At 68.7% G+C, this 19,138-nt stretch carries 13 protein-coding genes; 5 read left to right on the top strand and 8 right to left on the bottom strand.

Annotated features, from left to right (window positions below; genetic code table 11):
• Positions 1-11: 11 nt before the first annotated feature.
• From VUN84_04860 to VUN84_04845, 4 genes are all read right to left on the bottom strand, one after another.
• Entirely contained in the window at positions 12-974 is a 963-nt protein-coding gene (locus VUN84_04860; protein XAS65005.1) for a 4-(cytidine 5'-diphospho)-2-C-methyl-D-erythritol kinase, read from the bottom strand.
• Positions 975-1,053: 79 nt separating this feature from the next.
• The gene (gene rsmA, locus VUN84_04855; protein ID XAS65758.1) at positions 1,054-1,893 is read right to left on the bottom strand and encodes a 16S rRNA (adenine(1518)-N(6)/adenine(1519)-N(6))-dimethyltransferase RsmA; all 840 of its coding nucleotides are present in this window, start codon (positions 1,891-1,893) and stop codon (positions 1,054-1,056) included.
• Between the two features lie 219 nt (positions 1,894-2,112).
• On the bottom strand, positions 2,113-3,381 hold the full coding sequence (locus VUN84_04850; GenBank protein XAS65004.1) for a transglycosylase family protein: 1,269 nt from the start codon (positions 3,379-3,381) through the stop codon (positions 2,113-2,115).
• Positions 3,382-3,663: 282 nt separating this feature from the next.
• Positions 3,664-4,551 carry a TatD family hydrolase gene (locus VUN84_04845; GenBank protein ID XAS65003.1) on the bottom strand — a complete coding sequence of 296 codons (888 nt, stop codon included), beginning with the start codon at positions 4,549-4,551 and terminating at the stop codon, positions 3,664-3,666.
• Between the two features lie 223 nt (positions 4,552-4,774).
• Here VUN84_04845 and VUN84_04840 point away from each other — a divergent pair, with 223 nt between their 5' ends.
• The 3 genes from VUN84_04840 to VUN84_04830 are packed head-to-tail and all read left to right on the top strand — an operon-like array spanning position 4,775 to position 9,828.
• On the top strand, positions 4,775-5,863 hold the full coding sequence (locus VUN84_04840; GenBank protein ID XAS65002.1) for a MoxR family ATPase: 1,089 nt from the start codon (positions 4,775-4,777) through the stop codon (positions 5,861-5,863).
• A 12-nt stretch (positions 5,864-5,875) separates the two neighbouring features.
• Positions 5,876-7,300 (top strand): DUF58 domain-containing protein, encoded by a 1,425-nt coding sequence (locus VUN84_04835; protein XAS65001.1) that lies wholly within the window; start codon positions 5,876-5,878, stop codon positions 7,298-7,300.
• Positions 7,297-9,828: a DUF3488 and transglutaminase-like domain-containing protein gene (locus tag VUN84_04830; GenBank protein ID XAS65000.1), complete on the top strand. Its 2,532-nt coding sequence runs from the start codon at positions 7,297-7,299 to the stop codon at positions 9,826-9,828. The genes VUN84_04835 and VUN84_04830 overlap by 4 nt, the downstream gene beginning before the upstream one ends.
• A gap of 27 nt (positions 9,829-9,855) precedes the next feature.
• On the opposite strand, the gene VUN84_04825 is transcribed toward VUN84_04830, so the two are convergent.
• Both VUN84_04825 and rsmI read right to left on the bottom strand, forming a co-directional pair.
• Positions 9,856-11,352 carry an NAD-dependent succinate-semialdehyde dehydrogenase gene (locus VUN84_04825; GenBank protein ID XAS64999.1) on the bottom strand — a complete coding sequence of 499 codons (1,497 nt, stop codon included), beginning with the start codon at positions 11,350-11,352 and terminating at the stop codon, positions 9,856-9,858.
• Between the two features lie 188 nt (positions 11,353-11,540).
• Positions 11,541-12,362, bottom strand: a complete 822-nt coding sequence (rsmI, locus tag VUN84_04820) for a 16S rRNA (cytidine(1402)-2'-O)-methyltransferase (protein ID XAS65757.1) — start codon at positions 12,360-12,362, stop codon at positions 11,541-11,543.
• Positions 12,363-12,597: 235 nt separating this feature from the next.
• Here rsmI and VUN84_04815 point away from each other — a divergent pair, with 235 nt between their 5' ends.
• Together VUN84_04815 and VUN84_04810 are read left to right on the top strand one after the other, a co-directional pair.
• Positions 12,598-14,310: a phospholipid carrier-dependent glycosyltransferase gene (locus tag VUN84_04815; protein ID XAS64998.1), complete on the top strand. Its 1,713-nt coding sequence runs from the start codon at positions 12,598-12,600 to the stop codon at positions 14,308-14,310.
• A 59-nt stretch (positions 14,311-14,369) separates the two neighbouring features.
• Positions 14,370-16,199, top strand: a complete 1,830-nt coding sequence (locus tag VUN84_04810; GenBank protein ID XAS64997.1) for an AMP-dependent synthetase/ligase — start codon at positions 14,370-14,372, stop codon at positions 16,197-16,199.
• 126 nt (positions 16,200-16,325) lie between these two features.
• Here VUN84_04810 and VUN84_04805 read toward each other — a convergent pair whose 3' ends face one another.
• Positions 16,326-17,708, bottom strand: coding sequence for a TIGR01906 family membrane protein (locus VUN84_04805; protein XAS64996.1), 1,383 nt, complete (start codon positions 17,706-17,708; stop codon positions 16,326-16,328).
• Positions 17,709-17,853: 145 nt separating this feature from the next.
• Entirely contained in the window at positions 17,854-19,125 is a 1,272-nt protein-coding gene (locus VUN84_04800; GenBank protein XAS65756.1) for an Ig-like domain-containing protein, read from the bottom strand.
• Positions 19,126-19,138: the final 13 nt, after the last annotated feature.

Below are 19,138 nucleotides of genomic sequence, written 5' to 3'. Positions count from 1 at the left end.
CGGCAATCCTATTAAAGGAGCGTATCGGAGATGATGCGCGCGCCGTGAACCGGGCCGTGCACCGCGATGGCATCGAGGCCGTGGTGCCGGAGGTCATCGGCGAGTCCCTCCGCCGCGGCCGGACTGTGGGCCAGCAGCGCCACCGTGGGGCCGGAACCGGAGACAATACCGGCGATCGCCCCCAGTGATTCGCCCAATCCCAGGGTGTCCCGGAGACCGGGCGCCAGCTCAATGGACGCGCGTTGCAGATCGTTGACCAGCACCCGGGACAAAGCGTCGGCGTCGCCGGCCCGCAGGGCCTGGAGGATCAGGGGGTCCACCGCGGTCGGTTCCTCGGTGGCCGCGTCTTCGGCCGCACGCAACCGGTCCAGGGTCCGGTAGACCTCCGGGGTGGGCAGGCCAAAGTCTGCGGCCACGAGGACCCAGTCCGTCTGAGCCTTAACCAGCGCGGGCGAGAGTTCGTCGCCAAGCCCCAGCCCGACGGCGGTTCCGCCGAGGAGGGAGAACGGCACGTCGGCGCCGAGTTCGGCGGCCAGATGGGCGAGTTCGTCCCGCGACAGTCCGCTGTTCCAGAGGGCGTCACAGGCCAGCAGGGTGGCAGCGGCGTCGGCTGATCCGCCGCCCATGCCGCCGGCGACGGGCACCCGCTTGGTGATTTCAAGGTGGACGCCGGTGGAGTGCTCCGAGACATCGGCCATGATGGCCGCAGCTTTATAGGCCAGGTTCCGCTCGTCGAGGGGAATGTCAACGCCGTCGAGGTCCAGGGTGCTGGCGGGGCTGATGCTGACCGTGATGTCGCCGGTGTCGGTGCTGGTGGCTGCGACTTCCTCATAAAGGGATACCGCCAGATAAACGCTGGCCACCGAGTGGTAGCCATCAGCCCGGAGAGGCCCCACATCCAGTGAGACGTTTACTTTGCCGGGAGCCTTGACCCGGACGGTCCTCGCTGCAAAGCGCCCTCTCACTGCGTTCATGGCTCCACGCTATGGCATGGCGAGGCAGGGTCCAAGCACAGTCCGCGCCGGTGTCACCTTCCCGGCGCGGCCGCGGGTGTCACTGGGCCGGGCGGCCGTGCGCTTCGGCGATCCGGGAAAACGCCGCGATATCGATGACCTCGCCGCGGGCGGTGGGGTCGACGCCGGCAGCGCGCAGGCACCGTTCTGCCTCCGCTGCACTGCCGGCCCATCCGGCCAGTGCGGCCCGCAGGGTCTTGCGGCGCTGGGCGAAGGCAGCATCGATGACAGCAAACACCTGTTCCCGGGTGGCCGTGGTGACCGGGGGTTCCCGCCGGGTGAAGGCGACGAGACCGGAGTGGATCTTGGGTGCCGGCCAGAAGACGTTCATGCCGATGACCCCGGCCTTGCGCATGCTGGAGTACCAGGCCGATTTGACCGAGGGGACACCGTACGTCTTGGAGCCGGGGCCGGCGGCCAGCCTGTCGGCGACCTCATCCTGGACCATGACCAGGCCGTGCCGCAGGCCCGGAAAATGCTGGAGTAAATGCAGGACCACCGGAACGGCGACGTTGTAAGGAAGATTCGCCACGAGGGCGGTCGGCTCCACCGGGAGCTCGGTGACCCGCATCGCGTCGGCAAGGACCAGATGGAAGTTCTCGACGGCGTCCGGGCGCCACTGCGCGACGGTGGCGGGCAGCTTTCCGGCGAGGACCGGATCGATCTCCACGGCGACGACGGAGCGGGCCGCGTCCAGCAGACCCAGGGTGAGGGATCCCAGCCCGGGACCGACCTCCAGGACGGTCTCATCCGGGTGGATGTCCGCAGCGGCCACGATCCGGCGGATGGTGTTGCCGTCGATGACGAAGTTCTGACCGAGGGTCTTGGTGGGCCGGACGCCGATTTCCTCAGCCAGTCTGCGGATATCGGAGGCTCCCATGAGGGGGGCTGGCGCGCTCTTTGGCGCCGGACCTGGCGCGGAGGGGGTCGGTTCAGTCACCTTGGTATCCTATCCCGCGGCCCGGCCCGGACATGGCGCAGGCCGGGCCCGGGAACCCGGACCCGGCCTGCGCCAGGGGCCGCAGTGGTGGTCAGTCACCGCGGATCCCGTTCCACATCGGTTGCCCGCCGGCCGGAGCCGAAACGGGGCGTGCCTGCTTTAGCGTGAAGCTGCCCAGCCGCAGCCCCAGGGCTGCAGGCCGCGCTGTGCGTAGACGCGGTTGGCGATGTCGATCTGCTGGGCCTTGCTGGCCCCTGCTGCGGTCGGGGCATAGGCGCCGCCGCCGGAGCCCAGCCAGGTCCGGACGTCGAACTGCAATCCGCCGTAGTAACCGTTGCCGGAGCTGATGGACCAGTTGCCGCCGGACTCGCACTTCGCGACCTTGTCCCACATGGCTTCGTTCATCATGGCCGGTGCTGCGGCGCCGGTGTTGGCACCGGTGCTGGCTGCCGCACGGGGGCTGGCGGCGACGCTGGGGCTGGCGGCTGCTCCGGGGCTGGCGGCGACGCCGGGGCTGGCCGCGGCGGCCTGGGCTGCCGGCTTGGGCTTCTCCTTGGTGCCGACGCTGATCTGCTCGGTGACCGGCGGTGTGCTGACGGTCTCGGAAACGAGGGTGCGGGACGCTTCGCGACCGTCCACCAGGACCAGCTTGAAGCTCTTGCTGCGGGTGCCGGCGACACCTGCCTGCGTGACCTTCTTCTCGCCCTTGGTCATCGCCGGATCCTCGGTGGTGACGGTTTCGAACGGTACGGCCTCGGCAGCATCTTCGGTCTTGCCGGCGTCCACGCGGGAGACCTTGATCACCATGTCATTGACCACCGGCGCGTTGCCCGGCTGCGAGGTCCGGTCGGTGGCGGCCAGTGTGATGCCGGCGTCGGCCAGGAGCTGGGAGACGTTGGCTGCCGTGGTGGAGGTCGTGGCGGCCTTGCCGTCCGCGACGATGCTCACGGACTTCGGCGTCGAAATGGACACGAAGGAACCGGTGACGGTGAGCTGGGCATCTTTCGGAACGGACACATCGGAGGAACCCGCGACACCGAGTTCGCTGACAAGGCCTTCGACGGTGGGAGCGGTCGTTCTGATGGTCCGCTCGGCGCCGTCCAGGTTGACCTTGACGGCTTTGGCGAGGTTGACGTTAATGACGGAGCCGTCCAGCACGTGGGAGTCAGCCGCCGGCGTGATCCGGTCGGACGGCTGGAGTTCGACGCTCGCGCCCTTGACCACTTGGCCGACGGTGCCGCCGAACGTCTGGACGGAGCTGACTCTGCCGTCTACGTTGAGGGTTACTGTCTTGTTGTTGCCGACGAAAGCGACGAGCCCCAGAACGAGTGCCACGAGCACCACGAGCTGCGTGCCGACTTTGACGTAGCTGAATTTGCCATCCGATGTGAAGAACTTGACCACGATTGCCCGTATCTTTTGGACCATCCGGGCACGGGGAAAAGTGCACCGTTCAATCCGCCGCGGACGGCCCGGGGGCCAGCACCGGAACCGGTGCATCATGTCCGCGGCAGCTGCGTGCACTGCCACACTCACAAACGAGAGCGCGCCCATGGATCGTTGGCCACGATGCGCGCCCTGCAGGAGTGAAATTATCCGTTGGCCTTCCCCGACCCCGGCTAATGGTTCTCACTGTAACCGGAGCGTTATAAAGCAACCAACAAATTGTGCATACTACGTATTCATAGAAGCGGCGCAGTTGTGCCGGGATCAGTCCCAGGATCCGTAGGCCTGCACCGTATTTTGGGCAATCCGGGCACAGAGTTCCGAGAGTTCCCATCCAGTCACGTTGGCCATGGCCCGCACGGTGTAAGGGACCAGATAGCTCGCATTGGGGCGGCCCCGGTGGGGGTGCGGGGTGAGGAAGGGGGCGTCCGTTTCGACCAGGATCCGCTCGGGCTCCGCTATGGACAGGGCGGCCCGGAGGTTGGCGGCGTTCTTGAAAGTTACCGTACCGGCGAAGGACATGTACCAGCCCTCGCTGTTGCAGGTCCGGGCGAGTTCCTCCCCGCCGGAGAAGCAGTGGAAAACCACCCGTTCGGGGGCGCCCTCCTCCCGCAGCACCTGCACCACGTCGTCGTGGGCGTCCCGGTCGTGGATCTGCAACGTCAGGCCGAGGCGTTTGGCGATGTCAATGTGGCGGCGGAAGGAGTAGCGCTGGGCGGCCAGCCCGTCACCTTCGGTGCGGAAGAAGTCCAGGCCGGTCTCGCCGATGGCCCGGATCCGCGGGTGCGCCGCGAGGTCTTCAATCTCGGCCAGGGCCTCCTCCAACTCGCCGCGGCCGGCGTACTCCGGCGCGTCATTAGGGTGCAGGGCAACTGCACCGAGCAGCCTGGGATCCAGTTGAACCGCCTGCACGGTGAACCTCGACGATTCAAGGTCGCATCCCACCTGCACGGCACCCTGCACCCCGACTGCCTCAGCGGCGTCCAAAGCAGCGGCGACGCTGACCTTGAGCTCGTTGTGCGGGAAGTCCAGGTGGGTGTGGTTATCCATGACGGGCACCGGAAGCGGTTCGGGGGCGGGCGGGTATCCCTGCCTGCCGGAACCGTCGCTGCCGGGCGCGCGGAACGGGACGGGAGTGAGGGCGGTGATCATCCGTCCACCTTATCGGCGCTCCCCCGGACGCATGAACCGGACCCATGAACCGGACCCGGCCGCGAGTTAACCTGACCGCGCTATCTCAACCCGGGACGGTGACTGCAGATTTCCGCGGAACTCTCTGTCAGGCCCGGCAGTTGTGTTAGTACTCTGTTCTAAAGACCGGTCCCAGGCACCACGCCGGTCCTTCCCGGGAACCACCAGGGCTGAAAGGCTGCCGATGGACTACCACCGCATCTCTTTAGACGAAGCACCCTCTGAGGAGCGCAACGTCGGGGACGACCCCGCGCTGGCGGGGCTGCGGCCCGCCCAGCCGCCTGCCGCGATGGACGCCGGGACGTTCCGGTCCGCGAGCGGGCGCATCCTGGCGGCCATCAACACCGTGATCGACGGGAAAGCCGAGGCAGCCAGACTGGCGCTGACCGTCCTCCTCGCCCAGGGCCATCTGCTCCTCGAAGACGTCCCCGGGGTCGGCAAGACCCTGCTCGCCAAGACCCTGGCCCGCACCATCGACTGCTCGGTCAGCCGCATCCAATTCACCCCGGATCTGCTCCCCTCCGATGTCACCGGCGTGTCCATTTACAACCAGGCGTCCAGGTCCTTCGAGTTCCGGCCCGGCGCCGTGTTCGCCAACATTGTCATTGGCGATGAAATTAACCGCGCCTCTGCCAAGACCCAGTCGGCACTGCTGGAATGCATGGAGGAACACCAGGTCACCGTCGACGGCACCTCGTACACCCTCGATGAACCCTTCATGGTGGTGGCCACGCAAAACCCGATCGAGATGGAAGGGACCTATCCGCTTCCGGAAGCGCAGCGGGACCGCTTTATGGCACGGATTTCCATGGGTTATCCGGACAAGGACGCCGAGATGGAGATGCTGGAAACGCATCAGGCCACCTCCCCGCTGGCAAAGGTCACCGCCGTCGTCACCGCCGACGAGGTTGCCTCGATGATCGCAACGGTGCGGCAGGTGTACGTCTCGCAGGCGATCAAGGACTACACCGTGTCCCTGGGCCGCGCCACGCGGGAAAGCCCTCTGCTCCGGCTTGGCGCCAGCCCCCGGTCCATGCTCCAACTGCTGCGCGCGGCCAAGGCCACCGCAGCGCTGGAGGGCCGGGACTTCGTGCTGCCGGACGACGTCGTGGGCGTGGCGGAGGCCGTGCTGGCGCATCGGATCATCCTGGACCGCAAGGCCGCAGGCGCGGGCGAGACCGCCCAGGGTGTCATCCGTGCCGTGCTGGCGAAGATCCCGGTCAGCCCCGATCTGGCCGCCGCCCCCGGTGCTACGCTGCCGAACCGCCGCTAGGGTGGCACTGCCGTGGCACTGACGCACCGGTTCCCGAAAGACATTTTCACGACCCGGGGCTGGGGATTGCTGGCCGCAGGCGGGGTGTTCCTACTGGCGGCCCAGACAATGGGGCGCCGGGACCTCCTGGCACTGGCCATCCTCCTCGTCGTACTGCCGTTGCTCTCGCTGGCCGGAACCCGCCTGCTCAAGCCCAACTTCAGTATTTTCCGGGAGTTCACCCCGGCCAGCGTCGAAACGGCGGCCACGGCGACCGTCCGGCTGGCCGTGGCCAGGACCGGCGCGGGTTCGGGCCATGCGCTCATGGAGGAGCACCTGCCCGCCCGGTTTGGGCAGTCCCCTGCCTTCCGGTTCCCGGCCCGGTCGGCCACGGCCGCCACCAGCCGTTATGAATACCATGTGCGCTCCAACAAACGCGGCCAGTTCCGCATCGGGCCGGTCACGGCCGAGTTCAGCGATCCTTTCGGGCTCTCCCTCCAGCGGCACGCCATCGACGGCGGCGACATCCTCACCGTGACACCGGCCGCCGTCGAACTCCCGGCCACCGGCCTCGCCGGCGCCAGGGGCCATGACGGCGTGACCGCCACACGCATCCGGGCCAACCCGAGCGACGACGACGTCATGACCCGGGAATACCGCCATGGTGATCCGATGCGCCGCGTGCACTGGGCGGCGACGGCGCGGCACGGGGAACTGATGGTCCGTCAGGAGGAATCCGTCACCACCCCGGAGGCGACCATCATCCTGGACCAGCGGCGCTCCGCCTTTACCCGGGGCACCGCCGGCGCGGACGGCCATGAGCCCGTGACCAGCGACGCCTTCGAATGGGCCGTAACGGCTGCGGTGTCCGTTGGCGCCCACCTCGCCGAACGCAACTACGCGCTGCGTTTCCTGGACGCCGCCGGCGAGCCGGCGTTCCGCCATTCGCCGTCCGCTCCCGAGCCGGAATCGGAAGAGTACCTCGGCGCGACGGGGCTGCAATCAATCGCCGAGAGTCTGGCAGCCATCCAGCTCACCGGGCCTCACGCCAGCCGCAGGGACGGGGCGGGGGCCGCCGGGCCCCGGACGGGCGGGCACCGGCACCCCGCAGGCGCGGAGGCCGGGCCGCAGCCGTTCGACGACCGGCTTATGGACAAGCTGGCAGCCCACCGCATGCGCGGGCCGGTGCTGGCAATCCTCGGTGACATCACGCCGGCCGAGGCCCGGGTGCTGTCCCCGGCGGCGGCATTTGCGGCCAACGCCTTTGCGCTGGTCATCACGGAGCGGTCCGCGCAGCCGACGGACGTGCTCGAGATCCTGCGGCTCGGCGGCTGGCGGGCCGTTGCCGTGATCCCCTCGACGCCGCTGACCGCCGCATGGGCGGCGTTCGACGACGGCGGCACGGCGCCGCTGGCGGCCGCCGCGGACGTGCGGCGGGGGACGGGGGCCCGGCGATGACCATGACACCACAGCGCAGCGATGCACCCGCCGGCCCGGCCGGAGCGGCTGCGGGGCGCGGCGCTGAACCCGCCGGCCCGGGAGCCGGCCCCGGGAAGGCCAGGGTGCGGAAGAAGGTGGGCCCGCAGCCGTGGCTGATGGCCCTGGCAGTGTCCGTCGCCGTCGCCGGCGCGGCGCTGAGCCTGAACGGAGTGCTGCGGGGCTGGGCGTGGTACTCCCCTGCGCTCTCGACAGTCCTGACAGTGGCCTTCACGATGGCCGGGCTCCGTGCCCTGCGCTGGCGCAGCCTCCCGGTGACAGCCGGTGCGTTGACTTCGTTGGTGCTGATCCTGACGTTCACTTTCTTCCGCCCGCAGAGCACTGCCGGGTTCCTTCCCTCCGGCGCCACCATGACCCAGCTGGGCCGGTATGTGCGCCGGGCCAGCGAGACCATCCTCGCGGAGAGCGCGCCGGTGGCCCCCAACGCGGGGATTGTCCTCTTCGTTTGCGCCGCCCTCGGGCTGACGGTGATCCTGGTCGACGCCCTTGCGTATCCCCTGGCCCTGCCTGCCACGAGCGGCCTCGGGATCCTGGCCGTCCTGATCGTTCCGGCCATGATCAAGCCCCAGAGCGTCGGCGTGCTGGCATTCGCCGCGGCCGCCTGCGGCTACCTGCTGATCCTCGGCTGCAGCCACTGGTTCGCACCCGACGCACGGACCGGCACGGAGGCCGTACGGAACCCGGGCCAGTTCCGTCGGGGTGCCCTGACCGGCGCCGCGGCGCTGGCCGCAACGCTTGTGCTCCAGCTGGTGACGCCGGGTTTTGACCAGGGATCCTTCCCGCAGGGCTCGCGGTTGAATCCGTTTGGGCCGGCCTCGGGCCTCAACCCCATGATCAGCCTGGGCAACAGCCTGCGCAGCCCCTCCGGTGACGGACGGATCACGTATGCCACCAATGCTGCCAGCACTCCGTACCTGCGCTCAGTGACCGTGGACAGCTTTAACGGCGATAACTGGGCGCCGGATGATCGCGACGAAACGCGCCGCCTGGGCACGGGGCGGCTGGATGCAGGCCTGGAGCCGGCAGCCACGGAAGTCCGGGTGGTCACCGCGGTCAATACCGGCCAGTTCACCAGCCCCTACCTGCCGGTACCGTATGCCCCGGAGGCGGTCAACGGCCTCACGGGCCGGTGGAGCTGGGATCCCGCCACGCTCAGCATCAAGGGTGTGGACACTAATTCCCGCGACCAGCAGTATGTGGCACTCTCGGTGGCACCCCAGCTCACCGCGGACCTGCTGGCACAGGCCACGGGGCCGGTGCAGGGCGTCTCGGAGGAGTTCATCCGCACGCCGGATAACGTCCCGGAAATTGTGCGGACGACCGCTGAGACCGTGACCGCGGGAAGCGCCACCCCCTACGCCCGGGCCATGGCCCTTCAGCGGTACCTGCGCTCGGTCAATTTCACCTACTCGCTGCAATCCCCGGTACAGGGCGGCTATGACGGCAACGGGTTGTCCGTGCTGGCGGATTTCCTCACCCAGAAGAGCGGCTATTGCATCCACTTCGCCTCGGCCATGGCCGTGATGGCAAGGCTGGAAGGGATCCCCAGCCGTATTGCCGTCGGCTACGCCCCCGGCCGGCCCACCGGCTCCACAGTATCGATCGGAGGCCAGGGAGCCCTGCCGGAGTACGAGGTGGACGCCCGCGACGCGCACGCGTGGCCGGAACTGTACTTCCAGGGCCTCGGTTGGGTTCCTTTCGAGCCCACCCCGTCGCGGGGCGTGGTCCCGGCTTACGCCTCGGACGCCGCGGCGCCGAGCGGTGCCAGTACGAACGAGACCAACGATGGTCTGCTTCCGGACCGCAGCCCCGTCCCGTCGGCGGTGCCCAGTGTGGCGCCGGTGCCGTTGCCGGGGGCAGCAGCCCGGCCCGATGCTGCCGGTGCCCTGCTGCCGGCGCTCTACGGCACCGCGGTGCTGCTGCTCCTGGGCCTGCTGCTGGCATCCCCGCATCTGGCGCGCGGTGCGGTGCGCCGCCGCCGGCTTAGCGCGTCCGGCCTGACGGGTTCGGCCGGTGCAGCTGCCACGGCGTTGCAGGCATGGGCGGAACTGCGCGACCTGTCCAAGGATTACGGCGTAGCGCCGCGGATCAGCGAGACTCCGCGGCACTTCTCCGACAGGCTGCGCTCCTCGGGGGCGCTGGGCGAACCCCAGGGCCTGGATGCGGATGGCCACCAGGCCGTCCGGTCCCTGACGGCCGACTTTGAACGCCGTGAATACGGCAGGCCCGGGGAAGGGACAGCCGTCGCCGGATCTGCCGTCGCGCTGATTGCGGCGGTCCGCGCCTCGCTGGACGGGAACGCCGGCCGGCTTGTGCGCTTCCGTGCAGCCTGGCTGCCGCCCTCCATCCTTGCGGCGTGGCGGTATGGCGCATCGGCCCCCTTCCGCTTCGTGCGGCGCACAGCACAACGCACCCGGCGGGGACTGGCGCAGGCCTGGTCAAGGGCCCGCGCAGCGCTGCGCCGGGTGCGCTGGCTGCGTCGGAGCTGAGGCTCCCCCGGCGGGCCGGGGGTGTGCCTAACCGGCGTAGGGGTCGGCGATGCCGATGTACTGCGTGTAGAGGTATTCCTCGATGCCTTCCAGGCCGCCCTCGCGGCCCAGACCGGACTGCTTGACGCCGCCGAAGGGCGCGGCCGCGTTGGAGACTACGCCGGCGTTCAGGCCCAGCATGCCGGTCTCGAGGCGTTCGCCCATCCGGATGCCCCTGTTGAGGTCCTTTGTGAAGACGTAGGCCACCAAACCGTACTCGGTGTTGTTGGCCAGCCTCACGGCCTCGTCCTCGGTGTCGAAGGTGATGATCGGGGCGACGGGGCCGAAGATTTCCTCGGCCAGGATCCGGGTGCCCTCGGTGACGCCCTTGAGGATGGTGGGCTGGTAGAAGTAGCCCGGGCCCTCGACTGCGGCGCCGCCGATCACCGCGACCGCACCGGCGGACACGGCGTCGGAGACGAGTTCGTGGACCTTGTCCCGGCTCTTCGCATCGATCAGCGGGCCCACTTTGGACTCCGCTTCGGTGCCGCGGGCGGTGGTCATGTCCGCCATCTTCGCGGCGAACTTCGCCGCGAACTCGTCGGCGACGGACTCATGCACGATGAACCGGTTTGCGGCCGTGCAGGCCTCGCCCATGTTCCGCAGCTTCGCCAGCATCGCCCCGGTCACGGCGGCGTCAATGTCGGCGTCCGCGAAGACGACGAACGGGGCGTTGCCGCCGAGTTCCATCGAGGTGCGCAGCACGTTTTCGGAGGCGTCGGCGAGCAGCCGGCGGCCCACCTCGGTGGAGCCGGTGAAGGAAAGCTTCCGGAGCCGGGCGTCCTTGATCAGCGGACCCGTCGTCGCACCGGCCGTGGACGTGGGGATCACGTTCAGCACTCCGGCGGGCAGCCCGGCCTCCATCATCACGGCGGCGAACAGCTGCGAGGTCAGCGGCGTCAGGTTCGCGGACTTCAACACCATGGTGCAGCCGGCGGCAACGGCCGGGGCCACCTTGCGTGTCGCCATCGCCAGCGGGAAGTTCCAGGGCGTAATCAGCAGGCAGGGGCCCACCGGCTTCTTCGTTACCAGCAGCCGGGACTTACCATCCGGGGAGACCGAGTAGCGGCCGAACGCGCGGACGGCTTCCTCGGAGAACCAGCGCAGGAACTCCGAGCCGTAGGTGACCTCACCGCGGGCCTCGGCGAGCGGTTTGCCCATCTCCAGCGTCATCAGCAACGCGAAATCCTCTGCACGGGCGGTGACCATGTCGAACGCACGGCGCAGGATCTCCCCGCGTTCACGGGCCGGAACCTTGGCCCAGGACTCCTGCGCGGCGGCCGCCGCATCAAGCGCCGCGGCACCGTCCTCGGGTCCGGCGTCGGCAATGCTCAGCAGCACCTTGCCCGTCGAGGGATCCTCCACGTCGAAGGTCTTGCCGGAGGCGGCCGGGCGCCACTGGCCGCCGATCAACAGACCGGTGGGAACAGAAGCCAGCAGGGCGCTTTCGCGCTCCGCGGTAATGGGCTGGGCAATTGCAGTCACGGTTGACTCCCTCGTCAGCGATTCGGGGTGGATGGGTTCGGGTTCAGCGCCGTTCGGAACGTCCTTGGGGCGCTGGATTACTGCCACGGTACTGCCGCGTTCTCGTACCTGTCTACGCATGGCCGCACCACGCGCGCCGGGAATCGCTGTGCAGCTGCACAGCGGACGGCCGTCCGGCCGGGCCCGCGCTACCGGGCGGCGAGCACGGCGGAATAAAGTTCGCGCTTGCTGATTTTGGCGTCCTCCGCCACGGCCGCGACGGCTTCCTTGAGCCGGATACCCTGCGCCATCAGCGCGTTCACGTCGGCCACGTGGTCCTCCGGTTTGCCCGGTTCCCGCGCCGGGGCACCGCCTACGACGACGGCAATCTCACCCCGCACCTCGTTGGACTCGGCCCACTCAAGCAGTTCGCGCAGGGTGCCGCGGATGACCTCCTCATAGGTCTTGGTCAGTTCCCGGCAGATGGCGGCGCGCCGGTCCGCGCCGAACCGCTCCCGCAGCGCCCGGAGCATGGGCTCCAGGCGGTGCGGCGCCTCGAAAAAGACCATGGTGCGCCGTTCCGCGTCGAGATCCGCGAGCCGGGAGGACCGCTCCCCCGCCTTGCGGGGCAGGAACCCCTCAAAGCAGAACCGGTCCGTCGGCAGGCCCGAGAGCGCCAGCGCGGTGAGCACCGCGGACGGCCCGGGCGCGGCGGTAACGGTCAGTCCGGCGGCCACCGCCCCTTCGACCAGACGGAAGCCGGGGTCCGAGACGGACGGCATACCGGCATCGGTCACCATGACGAGGGTCTTCCCGGCCCGCACCTGTTCCAGGAGTTCACCGGTCTTGGCGGCTTCGTTGTGCTCGTGGTAGCTGATGATCCGGCCGGCCACGGTGATGCCCAGGTTCTGGACCAGCCGGTGCAGCCGCCGGGTGTCTTCGGCGGCAACGATGTCCGCCGTCGTCAGCAGCTCTACGAGCCGGTAGGTCGCGTCCCCGGCGTTGCCGATCGGGGTTGCCGCCAGCACGATCCGGCCGGGCCCGCCGGTAGGCGGAACCGGCGCCGTTACTGGCTCTTCTCCTGTCCCGGGACCGGGTCCGTCCCCGGTGTGGTCCGCGGGGACCACGCTGTCGCCGGGAAGGGTCGGGGAAGTGCTGAGTTGAGGATCCACACGACCAGCCTACTGCTGGCAGGGGCGGGGCCGGACCTGCCGGACCCGCGAAACGGCCCGGCAGCCGGCCGCGGGCCTGGCCGCAAAAGGTAGCATGGGCAGCGTGACGCAGACCCCCACGCGGCCTGTCGATGCCGGCTCCACCGGTTCGGCGCCCCCAGCCCCCAGCACCGGACGCAATCTGGAAGGGCACCGCTGGATCAGCCGCCCGGCGGAGGCGTTCACTCCCGAAGCCCTCAAGGACCGCCTGATCGGCGACATCCGAAGCTGGCGGGATCACCCGCCCTCGCTCCGGCTGTGGTTCTGGCTCATACCCCTCATCACCGCGGTTCTCGGCGGTGTACTGCGCTTCGTTCGGCTGGACTCGCCGCGCAACCTGGTCTTCGACGAGACCTACTACGTCAAGGACGCCTATTCGCTGCTGGTCTCCGGCTACGAACGGGCGTGGCCGGAGAAAGCCAACGATTCCTTTATCGCCGGCAATCCAGGGGTACTCCTGGATACCCCCGAGTACGTCGTCCACCCGCCGGTCGGAAAGTGGATGATCGCCGCCGGGATGTGGCTCTTCGGCGCGGACAACCCCTTCGGCTGGCGGTTCGGAGCAGCCCTGACCGGCACGCTGTCCATTTTCCTGGTGGCCCTCATCGCCCAGAAACTGCTCTCCTCCCTGACCCTCGGGGCCGTGGCCGGGGTGCTGCTGGCGGTGGATGGACACCACCTGGTGATGTCCCGGACCTCGTTGCTGGATATCTTCCTGATGTTTTGGGTTCTTGCCGCCTTCGGTGCTCTGCTCCTGGACCGCGACGATGGCCGCCGCCGGCTTGCCGAACGGCTGGGCCGGCAGGGGGCTGATGTGCCGGACGGCCGGCCCGGCCTGCTGCAACTGGCGTCGGGACCCTGGCTGGGAGTCCGCTGGTGGCGGCTCGCGGCCGGGATCTGTCTGGGACTGGCCGTCGGCACCAAGTGGTCTGCGCTGTTTTTCCTGGCCGGCTTCGGGCTCCTGACGGTCTTCTGGGACCTGAGCGCGCGGCGGATCGCGGGAATCCACGGCTGGATCAGCGGGGGAATTCTCAAGGACGGGATCCCGGCCTTCCTCAGCATCGTGCCGGTGGCCGCGCTGGTATACGCCGCCACCTGGACCGGCTGGTTCCGTTCCAAGGACGCGTACTTCCGGAACTGGGCCGGGACGGTCCCCTCAGCGGAGTGGGGCTGGCTGCCCAACGCCGTCCGGTCCCTGGCGCACTATCACCTGGAGGCCTACAAATTCCATCAAGGACTCAGCTCGGACCACCCCTATGAGGCCAGTGCCTGGAGCTGGCTGGTGCTCGGACGGCCCACCTCCTTTTTCTACGAGTCCCCCAAGCAGGGCAGCCCGGGGTGCAACACCGCCAGCTGCACCACGGCGATCCTGTCCGTGGGCAACCCGGTGATCTGGTGGGGTGCCGCCGTCTGCCTGGGTGTGCTGCTCTTGTGGTGGGCCGGGCGCCGGGACTGGCGGGCCGGAGCCGTTCTCGCGGCCGTGGCGGCCGGATACCTCCCCTGGTTCCTTTACCCGGAACGCACCATGTTCTATTTCTACGCGGTGTCCTTCGAGCCCTTCCTGGTGTTGGCCCTCGCCTACTGTTTGGGCCTGGTCCTGGGCCGGCGCACGGACCCGCTGTGGCGGCGCCGTTCCGGGCTGTACGTCGTGGCCCTCTTTGTGGTTACGGCCGTCATCGTCTCCGCGTTCTTCTATCCGGTGTGGACCGCCGAAACCATCACGTACCAGGATTGGCGGTTCCGGATGTGGATGCCGTCCTGGATCTAGGGCAGGATGGCAAGGGACGTCCCCCGGCACCCGGCGGACCCGGAACGAAAGAAACGGCTGTGAGAGAAGCAAGCACCGGACTGCTCGTCGAACTGGATCCGGGCAGCAACGTGACCGACCTTCTGCTGGAGCAGCACGCCAAGGATCCGGTCCACGCCCTGTATGCACGCAAAGGTCCGGCCGGCTGGGCCGACGTTTCCGCCCAACAATTCCTGGACCAGGTCCGGGCGCTGGCCAAGGGCCTGATCGCCGGCGGCATTACTCCCGGGGACACCGTGGCGGTGCTGTCCGGCACCCGCTACGAATGGACCGTGGTGGACTTCGCCATTTGGTTCGCCGGCGGCGTGCCCGTGCCCATTTACGAGACGTCCTCTGCCAGCCAGATTGAGTGGATTCTCAACGATTCGGGCGCCCGGCGGATCTTCGCGGAAAATGAGGCCAAAACCGGCCTGGTCCGGCAGGTTCTGGACAACTCCGGCGTGCTTGGCGACACCGTGCTGCCGGTGGTCCGGATGGACTACGACGGCGCCGCCCCCAACCTCGCCAGCCTGGCAGCGGCAGGCGGCGGAGTCAGCGATGCCGAGCTCGAGCGGCACCGCTCGGCGGCAGGCCTCGCGGACGTCGCTTCCCTGGTGTACACCTCCGGCACCACCGGCCGGGCCAAGGGCTGCGAAATCACGCACGGAAACTTCGCGCTGGTCGCCAGGAACATCGTCCCGTTCCTGCCCGAAATCCTGATGCAGCCCCGCACCCGGACCCTGATGTTCCTCCCGCTGGCCCACGTCCTCGCCCGCGCCGTCCAGGTGATCTGTCTGGCCGCCGGGACCACTGTGGGACACACCGCCAGTGCCAAGGAGCTCCTGGCGGACCTGGCCAGCTTCCAGCCCACGTTTCTGCTCGTCGTGCCCCGGATTTTCGAAAAGGTCTATGCCGGCGCCGCCCACAAGGCGGCCCTCGCGGGCAAGGACCGCCTGTTCGGGGCAGCCGCTGCCGTCGCGATCGACTACTCCCGGGCTCTCGACGCCGCTGCCAGGGGGAACGGGACCGGCCCCGGACGGATGACCCGCGCCAAACACGCCCTCTTCGACCGGGTGCTGTACCCCAAACTCCGGCAGGCCTTCGGCGGCCGGCTGGGCTACACCGTCTCGGGCGCCAGCCCGCTCAGTGCCCACGATGCCCACTTCTTCCGCGGTGCCGGCGTCCCGGTCCTGGAAGGCTACGGCCTCACCGAAACCACGGCACCGTGCACGGCCAACACCCCGACCCGGACCAAAGTGGGAACGGTCGGCATCCCCGTGCCGGGAACTACCATCCGGGTCGCCGGGGACGGCGAGATTCTGGTCAAGGGCATCGGCGTCTTCAAGGGGTACCACAACGACGCCGAGGCCAATGCGGAAGCTTTCGTGGACGGGTTTTTCCGCACGGGCGACCTCGGGTCCCTTGACGCGGAAGGATTCCTGACAGTCACCGGCCGGAAGAAGGACCTGCTGGTCACCGCGGGCGGCAAGAACGTCGCGCCCGGCCCGTTGGAGGAAAAGATCCGCGAGCACGAACTGGTCCTCCAGGCCGTGGTAATCGGCGATGGCAGGCCGTTTGTGTCGGCGCTGATCAACCTGGACCCGGAAGGCCTGGAGAATTGGTGCGCCGTGCGCCGGCTTGATCCGTTGAGCCCCGCCGAAGCCCGCAGCAGTGAACTGGTGCGGACTGCCCTGCAGCGTGCAGTGGACAACGCGAACGCCCTGGTGTCGAAGGCCGAGTCCATCCGCAGCTTCGTCGTCCTCGACGCCGACTTCACGGTGGAGTCCGGTCACTTGACGCCGTCTCTGAAACTTAAGCGCGCCGTCGTCGTTCGTGACTTCGAAGCTGAGATTGAGCGCATCTACGGCTGACACCCGCGGAGGCACCCGCGGAGGCACCCGCGGAGGCACCCGCAAAGGCACCCGCTAAAGTAAGGAAGCGGCCGGCACCGATGGTGCCGGCCGCTTCCTGTTCAGCTGTTGGACGCTACAGAGCTGCTAGACGGAGCTGGACTGCCCCCGGGTGGGGGCATCCCGGGAGCCGGTCGCGGCGGTGCCGGTGGTCGTTGTCTCCGGGGTGTTCGCAGGACCTGCGGCTGAGTCCGGCCCATGGCCCTGGCTTGCGCCGGAGGATAGCCCGGCGGGCGTCTCAGCCTTGCTGCGGCGGAAGAATGGGCGTTTGGCCGGGGCGGGGCTGCCCGCGGCGGAACCGGTGGAGGCTGCTGCCGCGGTTTCCCCGCCGGCAAGGTCCTGCGGCGCGGCACCGCGTCTGGGCAGCCCGCGGCGCTTGCGCGTCGGCCAGGTGAGGATCAGGGTCAGGAGCGAGACGATCAGCACCAGGCCGGCGATCACGATGCCGCCGTCCACCCAGAACTGCGCCGGGAACAGCCGGATCAGGGTGTCCTGCAAGGAGAACGTCCAGGTGCCGCTGGCGAAGAAAACGCTGTGGAACTGGGTAAAGAACTGTTCCCAGCCCAGCACACCGAGCACGCCGAGGCTGAGAATGATGACCAGGGCAATGAGGGCGCCTGCAAAGAGGCCGCGGCGCACCCCGCCGCGGCTGCGGCGTCGCAAGTAGATGACCGCGACCAGGCTCAGCAGCAGCAGGACTGCTCCGGCGCCGAACGCAGACAGGATGACCACCTTGACGTCGGCCATGTGGCTGACCTCGCCGCCCTTGAACAGCTTTTCCCCGCCGCGTTGGACGAGCTCACCCAGGTACCGCGGTCCGGCCCAGTTGCTGAGGTAGTCCACGGCGTAGGAGCCGTAGGTCATGCGGTCATCGGTGCTGAAACCGTAGCCGTCCCCCGGAAAGCCTGGCCGGTTGTACTCCACCCAGAGGAACAACGGGCTGGCGACGGCCCGGACAGCCAGCACCAGCACGATGACAGGAAAGCAGAGTGCCAGGAGGACCTGCATCACCCGCGGGGCGACGGGCTTGGCGTTGGCTGCGTGCTCCCGCTCGGCGTTGCGGCGCTGCACCTCCTCCTCCGGGGGCCGGACGGGAAGCGCGGACGTCGGCAGCGGCTCGCTGAAGCGTCCGCTGCCGCCCGTGGAAGCCGGCTCGACGGCGTCGGCGGCCTTGCGGTCGGAACCGCCGACGGCCCGGCGCAAGGCCGGCGTTTCCGTTCCCCGGCTGGCAGCCGCCGGCGTCGTGGTCTCCGACGGAGCCGTGCCCGACGAAACAGCGCCCGACGAAACCGGACCGGGGTGGGGTGGGGCGGGGACAGCCGCTGGCGATCCCGCCGGACGGCCGGAGTCGGCAGGACGCTTCTCCGCGGAGCTCGGCTTCATCCAGTCGAACGCGGGTTCGTCAGCGTCGTCGGCCGGATCCAGCTGCGGATCCTGCCGGTTCGGAGGGGTGGGACTTGAGTCAGTCACGTGCAGCTTCACTTCCGTAGGCGTCCGCGCCGCCGGGCCTTACCTGGCGACGCTCCTTATCTGCCTTCGAGCCTACCGCCCGAGCCGCAACGCGGGCGAGATGCCACCCCGTAACGATATGGGGTTTATGCACCCTGCCCCGCCCTTAGCGTTTGGCGTATTGGGCCCAGGGGATGTTCCAGTCCCCGAAGCCTTCCAGCGGCTCGACGGCGGGGGCTCCCGTGTTGAGGGTCTGGACGACGTCACCGGTTTTCATGTTGCCGAAGAACCAGGCCGCGTCCGCCGGAAGCAGCCCGACGCAGCCGTGAGACACGTTGGACCTGCCCACCGCACCCCAGGCTGATTCGAGCGCCTGGTGGACGTAGACCCCGGAGCTGGTGAGCCGGTTGGCGTATTCCACCGTCAGCGGCGGATAGTAGCCCTTGTCGCCGGGTTCAAGGCCAATGCTGCCGGCGTTGAACTTGGAGTGGCGTTCCTGCTCCATGATGACGGCAAAGCCGGTTGGTGAGAGCCAGTCAGCGTCTCCGAGGGTGACCGGCGCGGTTCTGACCAGCCGGCCGTCGAAGTACACGTTCATCGTCTTGGTGAGGTCATCAACCACCGCGAGTCGCTGCGGCCCGACGCTGAAGGACACTTTGGTGTTGGAGTTACCGATCATCTTGTTGCCGAAATCAACACCGAAGAGCTTGAGGTCAAGGGTGATGGTGCTGTTCGACGCCCAGAAGGCCTCGGGCCGGATCCGGACGCGCCGGTCCGAATACCAGCGCCACGCAACGGCCTGGCCGGAGGACGCCGAGACGGTGACGGCTTTCTCCAGAGCCTCCTTGTTCAGCACCGGTTCACTGAACACGATCTCGATGGGCTGGCCGGCGCCCACGGTGCTCCCGTTGACGGGGTACACGGCTGCGTCGGCCTCGTTGGCTTTGGCGACGGTCGCGAAGGCCTGGGTCGTCGTCGTCTCCCGGCCGGCCTGGTCAACAACCGTGAAGCTGTACGTGTAGTGAGTATCGAATTCGAGGGGTTCCCCGGCAGTCCAGGTGGAGCCGTCCGGGCTGGTGGTCCCCGGGATGCGGCCGCCGCCGGAGGCCCGCTCCAGTGCGACGTCCTTCACGGTGCCGTTCACTGCCTTCACTGATGGCAGAGCTGCGGGGTTGACCGCCTTCGCCCCGTCCCTAGGAGTCACTGCGAGTTCGACGGGTTTCACCACCGGAGCCGCGAGGCCGGTCACGTTCCGCATCGGGGAAGCCGACTCTGACGGCAGCTCCGCTTCGGCCGGGGCGGGCGCCGTCGCGACGCCGATGCCGCCGGCACCGACGACGGCGCAGACGGCCAGTACGGCCAGCATTTTTCGGCTGCGCCTGCTGCCGCGGCCTGCACGTTCGCCGCCGCGCGGCGGCCCGTCCGGGCCCGTTGTCATCTCGTCCATAACC

The organism is Micrococcaceae bacterium Sec5.8, assembly GCA_039636775.1.
In the GTDB taxonomy this organism is placed as follows: domain Bacteria; phylum Actinomycetota; class Actinomycetes; order Actinomycetales; family Micrococcaceae; genus Arthrobacter.
Note: the sequence above shows the minus strand (reverse complement) of the source record. Positions and strands in the feature narration are given on the sequence as shown.